Here is an 11,924-nt window from a genome sequence, read left to right on the forward strand (position 1 = left end):
CATGTCCAACGCACTTAATCTCTCGGCCGGCTCTTTCAGCAGTGCTTTACCTAATAAGAATGGCCTTCGACTGGAAAACATCAGCAAGCGGTTTCAGTCCACATCGGGCGACGACACGCAATTGCAGGTGCTCGACAACGTACAACTGGACATAGAGCCCGGCGAATTCATCACTATCGTCGGCGCCAGCGGCTGCGGGAAATCGACGCTGCTGCGGCTGATCCTGGGGCTGGACGAGGATTACGAAGGCCGCATATTGCTGGGTGACACGCCGATTCATGGCACCGGGCTTGAGCGCGGCATTGTGTTCCAGGACCACCGTTTATTCCCTTGGCTTACCGTGGAACAGAACGTCGCCGTCGGCTTGAAGAACGCTCCCTTGAGCACTGCCCAAAAACGCGAAGCGGTGGCTGAACACATCAAGCTGGTGGGATTGCAGGACTTTGTGGCGTCGTACCCGCATCAGATTTCCGGCGGCATGGCGCAACGTGTAGCCATCGCACGCGGGCTGGTCAATCGCCCCAGCGTGTTGCTGCTCGATGAGCCCTTCGGCGCGCTGGATGCCCTGACCCGCACTCGCCTGCAACGTGAGCTGCAACACATCTGGCAGCACGAAAAAATCACCATGGTCCATGTAACTCATGATGTGGATGAAGCGGTGTATCTGGGTGATCGGGTGGTGGTGATGCAGCCCAATCCGGGGCGTATCCGGCGCATCGTCGACATCGACCTACCCCGCCCCAGAAACCGCAGCGATGCTCGGTTCATTGCGCTGCGCGATGATGTGTTGAGCGATTTTGCGGAGTTGTCTTGATTCGCCTGCCGGAATGATTTTGCACCGTGCTGTCGCGCGGCGAACGACGATCCCGTGGGAGCGGACCTGTCCGCGAAAAGGCCCGTACAAACAGCAGATATCTAGCGTCCGATAAAGAGCCTTCGCGAACAGGTTCGCTCCCACATGGGGCCCGCGGCGCTGCTCAACTGCGGATTGGAGGCTAGCCAAAGATCCCCGCGAAATTGCTACACCGGCTCGTACACCGACATCTGATTGCGGCCATTCTTTTTCGACGCATAAAGCGCCTGGTCGGCCCATTCGATCAGGGTTTTATGGTCGTCCAGCGGGAGCGTCAGATCGGCAACGCCGAGGCTAACGGTGCAACGAACCGCCTGGCCTTCATGGGCAATTTCCTCGGCTTCGATAGCGATGCGCAAACGCTCGGCAAATTTACCGGCGCCATATTTATCGGTATCGGGCAGCAGGATGGCGAATTCTTCGCCGCCGTAGCGACCGGCAAGGTCCGAATCGCGAATATGCTCGCGCACTACATCGGCCACGCGCTGGATCACGCGATCCCCGCACTGGTGACCATAAGTGTCATTGACCCGCTTGAAGTGATCGATGTCGAACATCACCAGCGCCGCCGACGTGCCATAGCGCACATGCCGCGCGTACTCCAGACGCAGCGCTTCTTCCCAATGCCCGCGGTTATAAAGCCCGGTCAACCGATCGGTGCTGGAGAGTTTCTGCAATTGCAGATTCGCGGCCTGGAGTTGCAGGCGGTTGGTCGCCACATCGGTGACGTCATAGATCACCAGACACACGTGTGTTACCTCGCCCGTAGTGGAGCGCAGCGGGAACATCGTGGTGTTCTGGTACATGAAATCTTCTTGCCCGGTGATCGGCTGATAGCTCTTGAAGCGCACCAGATAAGGTCGTTGTTCCCAGATCGTAAATGCGGGAGTACCGAGGGTGATGACGTTGTCGATCTTCCTCTTGAGCCACGCCTGATTGACCTCCGGAAACAGCTCGAAAAACGACTGGTTCGCCGCTTCGTAAGGCAGCACGCCAGACCGATTTTCCATAAAGGTATTCCAGACCTGCACGCAATACTGCTGGTCCAGCACTACCACGCCCACATCAATGCTCTGAGTGATGGTCAGCAGCCAATGCAGTTCGCGCACATCAATACGATCGTTCATCCATCAGCTCATCAGGTAGGCGAGTTTGCGCGACAGCCGCTCGACCGAATCTTCGGTGAACAACAGCAGCAGATCGAAGTGGATGTTATGGCCTTCCAGGCTGTAGCTGATCTCTACGGCCAGGGTTTTCTTCCAGCGTAACTGGTTGATAAGGATCAGTTCATCAATGCCGCCCTGGGTGCCGAGCACTTGCGGGTGACTTTGCGAGAAGGCGATATCGATCTGCTCGGCGATACCACTCAGGCAGGCGCCGATCAAAATGGACGACAGATCCAGCAGCATTTCCATGTCAGAGCATTCAATCGCTGCCCCGCCAGCGGAATCGAGCTTCATCAACTGCGCCATGTCGGCGATTTCTGAATCGTGAAACAACAGCAGCGCTTCGCCCGCGATGCCGCCGCCGATATAACCCTGACACACCGCCGTCAACCGATCGCTGCTCTGGGCATCGGCCAGCGCCATATGCAACTCGCCGACCTCCAGCATATTGACGTTAGGCACCGGCAATTGAACGAACACGCCCAGCACTCGCGCCAGCAACGCCGCAGCCCGGCCCATGGCAACGTTGACGGTTTCGCGAAAGGCGTCCTGAAAGGTAATAGCGGCGTGCGCGGCTTTCGGCGCTACAGCGACACCCTTGTTGGGCTCGCCGAGCAAACCCAGACGCTCCAGAGTTTGTTGCAGCTCAAGCGGATCGGCCGGTTTTTTGAGAAACGCCAGCGCTCCCAATTCCATGACCCGGCGCACCGCTTCTTCCTGAACATCGCCTGAGACCACGATGACATTGGCATGCAGGTTCTCGGCACGGATTGCCGCCAAAGCCTGATAACCGTCCATATCGGGCATGGTCAGGTCCAGCAGTACGACGTGTCCCAGGCCTTGGCGAATGGCTTCAAGCCCTTCGCGGCCGTTGGTTGCGGTAGTGACTGACACGCCCCAATCTGCGGGTAAAGCCCGTATCAGCTGTTTGCGCGCCATATTGGAATCGTCGCAAATCAACAGGGGAATCATGGGCATTGCTTACTTTCTCACTGCAAAAGAGTTTCAGGCATAGCCCGACGTATCGGTTCAATTCATGCAAGTGCGACATACCTCGCGCGATCATCGCAGATAAATCTTTCAGATCTATATCAACCAGCTACATTGGGTCATTTCTTCCCCTCAATGTATCGATGCAGCTCTGTATGCAATATTTGTGCTCAGGGATGAACCCATTCAAAAGGGCATATTTGCACATTGAAGTCCACGCTGATAAAGGCCCGCGCGCAGAGAAGTGCCTGTTTTATGGCGTCAAAAGTTATCTAGCTGTCGGCATGCGCATTCGGATTGAAATCTGTTTTTTACTTTGCAACCTCGGCTTACCCAACAGATACGCGAAGAGCGGCCGGATATACACAAATATAAATGGGCAAACCCAAATAGTACTGCGGTGCATGGCTGTAGGACTGAGATTGCCCGTGCTCTCATTTACTGTTTTAACCACCTGAGTCGGATCAATGCCCACAGGGGTAATACGAGAATGTACCGTCATGAACAGCCATAAAAAAGTGCAGCTGCCCTGCCGCGTTATTGCCCGAATGAGCCAATACGGTGCTCACGACATCGGCTATCAAGCAGCGCATAGCGCAACAGGCCACCCTATTTGCCTTGTCGAACCATTGGATGGTGCGAAAACGGCTGCTTGCGATAGGAGAGGTGCGCCTGTAATGCGGAAAAACGTCTTAGAAAGTTGCCGTTTGAAAGGAAATCGATGAGTTAAAAGCGAGAAAAATCTGCTGATCTGATCGGGCGAGGTTTTTTGAACCTCATACCACGAGGGCATCAAAAACCGATGCGTACTTCAAAGGTTCCCTAACGCCAGTCTATGCCACTCTGGCAAATGCCCATGTACTCGCCACGTTACCCGCGCCGGGACAGGATGAACGATCGTTAGTATTGCCAGAAACAAAAAGGCTCCTACTGGGAACTCTGTTGGATCTGGAACGTAAACTGGAGGAGGAACTAGCGCGTAAGGTCAAGCACCAGAAACCTGAATTATAAAGCGCGAGTGGCAGCAACAGATTGCTCAGCTCAGCGCTCTGCTCGATTCAGGGTAGAGCATCTCTTCGAGGTGACGAGGCACGCTTCAATCACCGCAACGTTGGTTACCACGGATTGGAAAAGAATGCGCCGCAGTTGTTCAGTCTATTTAGATTGGCCAAACAAATACTCGCCACTTCCTGCCCCCTCCCCGAAAACCAAGTAGCGACCAAAGACCTCTCGGTTGCAGCGCAACTCCCGGTTGATGGTCGATCCCTACAATCCGACGCTGGGGCGCTGGACATCACCGATTTAACGGAAGGAGCGCTCTTCGGTGCTCATTTCGTGATGAGAACGGGTGCAGCACCGTATCGGAAACTTCAGGTACTTTACTCAGTCTGTGCGGCCGCCATATGTTTACCGCGGCAAGCGTATTGCAGCAGCTGTTTCTCCTGTCACGGATGAACTGACACATAAATTTACAAAGCGTACATTTGCGTAATATTGGAACATGGTCTTTATTAAGAAAGTAGCCGACCGGTTCTGAAATTATGCGGTTCTGCCCGAATTGAACAGGGCCTCCCGTTTGATTCCTGAGCGAAAAGCAATACTAATAAGTGGCGGCTACATCCATCATTGTACTACCTCATCCTTTAACCAATGAGAATACAAAATGAAAAATGAAGAAGTGATTGAATGCGTATTAGAATCAGATACCCCTAATGCTTTCTCTGCTGCGAGTGAAAATGAAGACGTCTCTTTATTCATGGATTTAACCGATGATGAGCTAATGCTTCAAGCTGTTTTCAGTCGCTGTTAATAGCTCGCAAGGGCTATGACAAAAAAAGGTCATTCATTATGTTTGACCTTTTTTAAAAAAACCAGCAGCAGTTAATTGAGTTGGGATTATTCCTTTGGAAAATAAAAATATAATTCTTCTTGAGAGCATTGATGCCAGCCACGTAGTGTTATTCCGAAAAAATTATCTCATGAATGAAAAGCCCGTCATTCTAAAAGGGATGGGTAAGGATTGGCCTGCCATTAAGCGTTGGTCTGCAGACTTTTTCATAAATACTTATGGGCACATTAAAGTACCTGTCTGTTACTACAAGACAAAACGGCAGGAAGCGTATGAAGACCAAATTAAAATGCCACTGGAAGAATATATACATTTAGCAGAAAATAATAGCGCTTTTGATAATGACGCTGAGCTACCCTATCTGGGTGGATGGATCTATCATAAAGAGTTTCCTGAGCTACTTAATGATATAGACATGAGCTTACCTTGCTTTCCTGATAACTGGCTATACAAATTACCCTCTTCGATTTCAATACCACCAACAAATTTGCTTATCGGCTATCAACAAGTATCAAGCCCTCTCCATACAGATTCTTTTTTTGTTAATTCTGTATTAACCATGATTGTGGGTGAAAAAAAAGCACGCTTGGTATCGCCAGATCACACGTTCGCAGTTTCGAACGGACAAGATTTATTTAATCCTGACATTGCTGGTGAAGTATTCAGGCACGGTGCCGATATCTTTGAAGGCACAATATCGGCGGGCGATGCCTTATATATTCCCCCTGGTTGGTGGCATAACGTAATCAACTGTGGATTCACCATCGCCGTTCAAAATTTGCATGTAGATACTTATAGATTTCCACTTTTCGAACAGCAGATGCGTGGATTTGTTCTACCCCTGCTAAGTAAAATCGAAGACTTAGGAAGGGAGGCCAGGGAAGAATTATTTAAAGTAGAAAAAACACTGCCCCCGCCCTTGTCTCATAAGATCGGGGAGTTTGTTGAGCATGAAAAAAACTATATTATATTTCTTAAAAAGTCAGCCAAAAAATCCGAAGATTACCTAAGTGGTTATCATCAGCAAAATTCCAGTGCTTGAGAAACAATGGTTTCATCAGACCACAACGGAGAACACATTGACTAAATAATTATTTGCGCGCTATTTTTCAGTAACGCTTATCCAGGCTATGTTCAAATGATACGGCCCATAAAAAAATAATAATTAAAAATCCCTGGCAAGCTGACACTACGTAAGGATGCGGTGTGACGAAAAAAGAAAAATCAATTAGAATTGCTGTGGATGCACCTCCTGGATCATTAAGGTCTCCTCGCAACTATGGAGCATTACAACTAGCGAGTTTGGGAGCGCTTCCTCCACGATCGCCATTGTCCACGCCGCTTCCAAACATAAGCATAGAAGGTGGCTGTGATATAAACATTAAAGATGAGGGGCATACCTACATTCTCTCTCCCAACGCTAACAGTAGCCGTAACCTGGAAAATATTTCAGGAAAAGATTATTTAAATGGACTCAATCATCTAGCCAGTCAGGACGTCATTGTCCGTCATTTAATTATGAGTAAAGCTACTTTAGGGTTAACACACGCTGGCAGTGCTGTTATCAGTTTTCAGGAAAAGGTTCCCGCCTTTGAAGGACTGCTATCCTCCCCTGCTTGGATACCGTTTCGTACTGATAAATGGCCAGGGGCCCGACAAGTCTGTGAAATCGCCCCTAATCGGTGGGAGGCTTCGTGCCTTCACGACAGAATCCCACCTGTACTTGTAGAAGTTGTTCGTAACCCTGAAGAGAATATCACGCTATTCGAACAAGGCATTATTAATCAGACCGCAGACACCGCGACTCCATTCAACTCAACCCCATCAACAAATGGACAGCGTGTCGTTAAAAAAACATCGCTTAGAGCAGTTCTAGTTTTCACAGATGAGCTTATTGGCGATGACAAAAAACTATTTCGCAAAGAAATTAAAAAAATTTTAGAAAAATCCAATTGCGGAGAGCACGTAGGTTGGGCAAGAGCCTCTACACTGTCTGATGATCCAGTGCCGCTAAAAAATTTAATACATTTAGAGTGGTCGCCTATAGCATCGAGAGAGGGTCTTACTTTAGCGTATTCAGACTACTATCCCAATGCTACAGTCGCGTGGTCTATTGCGACGACTCTTCACCAACATGGCATACCGTGCACGCCCATTTCTGACAGCTATTCAGCGCCTAAAGTTAAAGCAACTATGCGACTAATGATAGTTTCCGGGCCGACTAATGATGCCTGGGGCAGATATGCATCACTCATATTATGCCCAGTCTGGCGAAGTGAACCACAAGCACAACAATTATATGTCAACACATTAAAGTCATCGATATTCAGCAATCAGCACAGGCAGCTGCTTGATGATCTATTAGATGACTTATGTCCATGCGTGATAATCGGTGCCATTCCAAGCGTTTGCTTGAGCAATGTTAATTTTAAAAACTGACACACCCATTGCAACTCATAAGCTAATGAGGACCCTGCTATGAATATGATACATACAAAAGTAGATATACATATCCCTCCGCTAAATAGCTCCAGCAAGGTTTGCGAAGACATCATTAAAACATTTGGCTTGTCCGAAGAAGGGTGGATGGAGTCGCTATCAAATATAGATATCCCTGCAGACGGGATTGTTCTAATTACGGGGGCAAGTGGCGTTGGTAAAAGTTTACTATTAAAAGATATTTCTCGGCACTTTCCAGACACGAGAGAAATACCAAGTAATATTGACAAAGAGAAATCTATCGCGGAAATCATACCGTGTGGAGATGCCGGCGAAGTCATCCGCTATCTTTCAAAATTTGGGTTGGGAGAACCACGTATCTTGATTGGTCCTTTTTCTCACCTGTCGGATGGACAAAAAGAACGCTTCCTTATTGCGTTAGCTTTACGCCAAGGAGTCGGCCCCCTTATCCTTGACGAATTTACTACACGACTGGACAGGCGAACTGCTCTAATTGTCGCCATGAATGTAGGGAAAACCCTTCGCTCCAACAAACAAAGTGCTTTTATCGCAAGTTGCCACGATGACATTATCGACTTCTTAAATCCTGATCTTCATATTGAACTTTGCTCTAATGGCAAACACCGTATTATCAATAAAAATCCTAAAAGCACGAACCTACTAAAAAGCCTGGAAATACAAATCAAAAAAGGCACGATAGACGACTATAAAAAACTTTCTCGTTATCATTATGAAAATGACAACCCGAATGACGTTGATATGTTAGCACCTCTGGTTGATCATGTTGTCACTGCCTACTCCAACGGAGAATTGGTGGGTGTTAATTTGTGTATTCGCCCGTGGCCAAAAGCATTTGACATATTTTCTGAGTTTTCAGACATCAATAAATATGTATTGCAATCATTCCGTGTCATTGTACATCCACAGTACCGTGGCATTGGACTGACCAAGGAATTGGATGTCATTCCTAATGCCAATACCAAAATACTATTATCATGGTCTGCATTTTCTTCATATTACGCCTTCCCTATTCTTGCAAGCTATCAACGCTTAAACAGTCCATTTGAAACCATGAGCCATGCAGAGACCTTGCTTCAAGCATTTGTTGAGCCACGACAAAAAAACAAAAAAAAATCACTTCACCTCATGATGGAGTGCAATCACATCTGGCAAGAACTCACCGATGAAGAAAAGAAAACGTTGAAGACGCTCATTGTTGATGCCGCCATTGAGAAAAGTTTGCGTCTGGCGCTATTTCAAAGAAAAATATGTGGCTTGGACACCTCCGCTGAGTCGATACGTTTTATTAAATCTATTTTTCTAAAACTTTACGCAAAATCCAGCAACGACGTTTTACCCATGATGTTGGCTGAAACGGTTTATAGACCCATGGCTATGTTTGTTAAGAATATAAGTGGTACGAATATAACAGGGGATTCTCGCCTTGCTTAGAAACGAAATCCAATGGGTATTACGCGGGGATGTTGTTATTCTTAGTGATGACAATCAACTTAAATTGATCACAGAGAATGGCATAAAAAGCATCAAGTCACCCAATTCGGACACTGCTAAACTGCTTCGTCTACTGAGCACCGTAGGCGTAGCGGTAGAATTGGAGAATGAGCCAGAAGGAAGCCTTCTTCGAAAACTAAAGGATGCTAATCTCATTCACACTGCCCCGCCTTATGGGACGACGCCGTTACAGGCTATGCATTGGTCGTGGAATGAAGCGGTTGCACCAAATCAAGAAATGAGTCAGCAGTTAAAAAACTCATCAATCGTAGTTGTTGGATGCGGTGGTACAGGGGCGTTAGTTGCACAAAGCCTTGCAGGTTCAGGTGTAGGGTCTTTTGTTTTGATTGATTTCGATAAAGTCAGTATGAATAATCTTAATCGTCAATTTGTTTTTGGTGCGCACGATATTGGTCATTATAAAGCAGACATACTTGCTCAACGATTGATGGAAAATCAAAAAGTAGTCGACGCTAAACCCATCGTCGCAGAGATAACGTCCAGTAGGCAGTTAGCGACGCTAGCGAAGGGCGCGGATTTAATAATCTGTTGTGCTGACGAACCGAAAGGAGCTATTCAGAGCTACGTCGCTAACGCCGCAGTAAAAGCAGGCACATCAGCGCTGTTCGGGGCGGTGGGTATTAACAACGGGATACTCGGGCCGCTTCTCAAAGAGAAATCTTCATTTCAGGCCTATCTACGCTGGATTAGAAAGGTACGCAGCGTTTGTAAAAAAACAATTGTGCCTGCACGTTTTCCGTCCAATGGAATAACGAATTCGATTGTTGCTAACCTTATCGCGTGGGAAGCTTTTCAGCATTTGGCAAACATGGGGCCTTCAAAAGCAGACGCGTGCACCTTGAACTTGAACTTCAACTCTTTTGAACTTACAAAAAAACAGGTATTCAAATAAAAATGGGCGCATTGAATCTTTTCAAAAACAAAAACGATAATTTATATTATTCCTTGTCGATCTTTATGAACCTGGATGTTCAGAGAAGTTTATTCGTGCTTTACCTGCTGCAACTTGGCATCACACAAGGAGAGATAGGCATTCTACAATCTTTTTTATTCTTTTCTTCCGTAGCGTTGGAAATTCCGTCTGGTCTACTCGCCGATCGATACGGTCGTAAAATTTCTCTTATCCTCGGCTTTTTAGGGTTATTTATAAGCGGTATTGGTTTTTTGCTGTTTTCAGACTTTATCCCTTTCGCCCTTATATTTTGCCTCTTCGGTGCGAGTATTGCTATGGGCTCCGGTTCAGACAGGGCATTATTGTATGATAACTTATTGGCTGAAAATCGCGCTGAAGAGTACCCTAAAATATTAGGGCGCGCCCGCGCCATTGGTGCAGTATCATTGGGTTTCTCTATGCTGCTGGGTGGCGTATTACAAGACACTTGGTCTTGGAACTGTGTCTATATTTTCTTTGCAATATCAAAGCTTGTTGGCGCTATTGCTGTAACACTCATTCCCGAAATCAAGCTCCCGTCCATGTCACTCAATGCCCATAAAATCAGTGCTATGAGCGACAAAACAGACAGTGTTTTCATTTTATTAATTGATTTTTTCCGATCTAAAAAAGGCGCTTTTCTTATGCCTTTATTTGTTGGATATGCTTTATTCGAACTTTCAACGATCCCTTTGTTTATCTATGGTCAGCCATTTTTCTCCATGCAAGGCTTAGAGATCCCTATCATTGCTGGCATTTACGCTGCCGTTGAAGCTATCTCAGCAGGCATGTTCGTGGCTGCTGGATTTATTTGTACTAGGTTCTCGCTCGGCATCATTGCTTTCACGACCACTCTTATTGTTACCTTTCTTCTGTTCATCTTGTCATTGAATATTGGAACCATCACCTCAGTCGTAACATTTCTACTAATCATGTCGCTCCCTGCTATCTACGAGACCTCCTATGAAACCTATATCCATGATAATGTTGAGTCACGTATCCGTGCCTCTTGCCTCTCTGTGGCAAACCTAATTAACTCAGTTATTATCGGCATCTCCTATACTGTTTTCGGTGGACTATTAGATGTATACGGTTTTTCGTTGACTTTGATCATAGTGGCAGTCACGTGTTTTGTTGGTTTATTTGGCGTAGGTACAACATTGCTGTTAGGTGGGCAAAGATTCCATTTGAAAAAACAACAAGCTTAAATCGTCTCGATTTTTCTGGGCACTTTCCAGCCTCACTGCGTAACGCGTTTAAAAGTAAGCGCTCCATAAACCCCATATTCAAAGCGCTTAGGGATGATCTAAAGTAGCCACGACATGGCTACTTCAGGCCATACCTAAACCCTTCAACACTCCCGCATGATTCAATATATCCACATAGCCTTCGCTGATTTGACTTGATAACGGATTTAGAGTCGCCACAGCTTGATATAAACCGGCGTATATCGAAGTACCAGTGCCTATGCGATCCGTACCTGCATACAAGTTTAATCAGCATCGAATAATTGCGATGTCCACGATCACCCACAGATAGCTGATTCAGCGATTGCAGCTGCTGTTGGGCGAGCAACGATCAAGGGCCGCGCGAATCAGCTCAGTGTGGATTCGATGCAATCGATCAGCGCCTGACCCTGAAACGGTTTGCCGAGAAACCCCACTGCACTGCCCGTCATCGCGCGTTTACGAATAACGTCTTCGGGGAAAGCCGTGATGAAGATCGTCGGAATACTGTATCCGTGGGCCGTCAGGTGTTCATGCAACTCCACTCCGCTCATGTTGGGCATCTGCACGTCCGTGATCAGGCAATCGGCGTAATTACGATCCTCGGACAGCAAAAACTCCTCCGCCGACGCAAACAGGCAAGCCACGAAACCAAGCGAACGGATCAAGCTATCGATACTGGCGCGTACCGCAGTGTCGTCATCGACGACTGCGATCAGGGGGAGTCTGGGCAAGCGGAACACCTTCAGCGTTACAGGCAAAAGAAACATGCGCGCAGATGCACACGACTGCTGCCGACACCGTACCGGGCTGTCCACCAACAAAGAACTATACAGGCGTATGACTAAAGGCCATTACCGACCAACGGAGCGTTTCCTGACCGCATGGACAGACCAACCAAAGCCTCGTTCATCGC

Annotated in this window: 10 protein-coding genes and 1 pseudogene; 8 read left to right on the forward strand and 3 right to left on the reverse strand. The window is 47.5% G+C overall.

The features are described 5' to 3' along the window. Position 1 precedes the first annotated feature (1 nt). Positions 2-814: an ABC transporter ATP-binding protein gene (locus ACWKV9_RS26570; RefSeq protein ID WP_483839081.1), complete on the forward strand. Its 813-nt coding sequence runs from the start codon at positions 2-4 to the stop codon at positions 812-814. 206 nt (positions 815-1,020) lie between these two features. Here the strand turns inward: ACWKV9_RS26570 and ACWKV9_RS26575 are convergent, their stop codons facing one another. Together ACWKV9_RS26575 and ACWKV9_RS26580 are read right to left on the reverse strand one after the other, a co-directional pair. Continuing rightward, positions 1,021-1,980 carry a GGDEF domain-containing protein gene (locus ACWKV9_RS26575; protein WP_483839082.1) on the reverse strand — a complete coding sequence of 320 codons (960 nt, stop codon included), beginning with the start codon at positions 1,978-1,980 and terminating at the stop codon, positions 1,021-1,023. 3 nt (positions 1,981-1,983) lie between these two features. Beyond that, positions 1,984-2,997, reverse strand: coding sequence for a response regulator (locus tag ACWKV9_RS26580; RefSeq protein WP_483839083.1), 1,014 nt, complete (start codon positions 2,995-2,997; stop codon positions 1,984-1,986). 1,066 nt (positions 2,998-4,063) lie between these two features. Between ACWKV9_RS26580 and ACWKV9_RS26585 the strand changes: the two are divergent. The 7 genes and pseudogenes from ACWKV9_RS26585 to ACWKV9_RS26615 all read left to right on the forward strand — a co-directional run. Beyond that, positions 4,064-4,194 (forward strand): annotated as a pseudogene (locus ACWKV9_RS26585) (IS5/IS1182 family transposase); the annotation flags it as partial. 478 nt (positions 4,195-4,672) lie between these two features. After that, the gene (locus tag ACWKV9_RS26590; RefSeq protein ID WP_483839084.1) at positions 4,673-4,819 is read left to right on the forward strand and encodes a hypothetical protein; all 147 of its coding nucleotides are present in this window, start codon (positions 4,673-4,675) and stop codon (positions 4,817-4,819) included. 94 nt (positions 4,820-4,913) lie between these two features. Beyond that, positions 4,914-5,900, forward strand: a complete 987-nt coding sequence (locus tag ACWKV9_RS26595; protein ID WP_483839085.1) for a cupin-like domain-containing protein — start codon at positions 4,914-4,916, stop codon at positions 5,898-5,900. A gap of 164 nt (positions 5,901-6,064) precedes the next feature. After that, the gene (locus ACWKV9_RS26600; RefSeq protein ID WP_483839086.1) at positions 6,065-7,297 is read left to right on the forward strand and encodes a hypothetical protein; all 1,233 of its coding nucleotides are present in this window, start codon (positions 6,065-6,067) and stop codon (positions 7,295-7,297) included. A gap of 39 nt (positions 7,298-7,336) precedes the next feature. After that, positions 7,337-8,770 carry a hypothetical protein gene (locus ACWKV9_RS26605; protein WP_483839087.1) on the forward strand — a complete coding sequence of 478 codons (1,434 nt, stop codon included), beginning with the start codon at positions 7,337-7,339 and terminating at the stop codon, positions 8,768-8,770. Then, complete coding sequence (locus ACWKV9_RS26610) at positions 8,763-9,743, forward strand: HesA/MoeB/ThiF family protein (protein ID WP_483839088.1); 981 nt, start codon at positions 8,763-8,765, stop codon at positions 9,741-9,743. Before ACWKV9_RS26605 ends, ACWKV9_RS26610 begins: the two co-directional genes overlap by 8 nt. A 2-nt stretch (positions 9,744-9,745) precedes the next feature. Beyond that, positions 9,746-10,990 (forward strand): MFS transporter, encoded by a 1,245-nt coding sequence (locus ACWKV9_RS26615; RefSeq protein WP_483839089.1) that lies wholly within the window; start codon positions 9,746-9,748, stop codon positions 10,988-10,990. Between the two features lie 386 nt (positions 10,991-11,376). Here the strand turns inward: ACWKV9_RS26615 and ACWKV9_RS26620 are convergent, their stop codons facing one another. Beyond that, positions 11,377-11,742 (reverse strand): response regulator transcription factor, encoded by a 366-nt coding sequence (locus ACWKV9_RS26620; protein ID WP_483839090.1) that lies wholly within the window; start codon positions 11,740-11,742, stop codon positions 11,377-11,379. Positions 11,743-11,924: the final 182 nt, after the last annotated feature.

It is taken from the genome of Pseudomonas corni, from assembly GCF_057128765.1.

Excerpts from the sequence above, each read along its gene's own strand:
- ACWKV9_RS26570 (WP_483839081.1), top strand. The coding sequence starts at position 2 with ATGTCCAACGCACTTAATCTCTCGGCCGGCTCTTTCAGCAGTGCTTTA.
- ACWKV9_RS26575 (WP_483839082.1), bottom strand. The coding sequence starts at position 1,980 with ATGAACGATCGTATTGATGTGCGCGAACTGCATTGGCTGCTGACCATC.
- ACWKV9_RS26580 (WP_483839083.1), bottom strand. The coding sequence starts at position 2,997 with ATGCCCATGATTCCCCTGTTGATTTGCGACGATTCCAATATGGCGCGC.
- ACWKV9_RS26590 (WP_483839084.1), top strand. The coding sequence starts at position 4,673 with ATGAAAAATGAAGAAGTGATTGAATGCGTATTAGAATCAGATACCCCT.
- ACWKV9_RS26605 (WP_483839087.1), top strand. The coding sequence starts at position 7,337 with ATGAATATGATACATACAAAAGTAGATATACATATCCCTCCGCTAAAT.
- ACWKV9_RS26615 (WP_483839089.1), top strand. The coding sequence starts at position 9,746 with ATGGGCGCATTGAATCTTTTCAAAAACAAAAACGATAATTTATATTAT.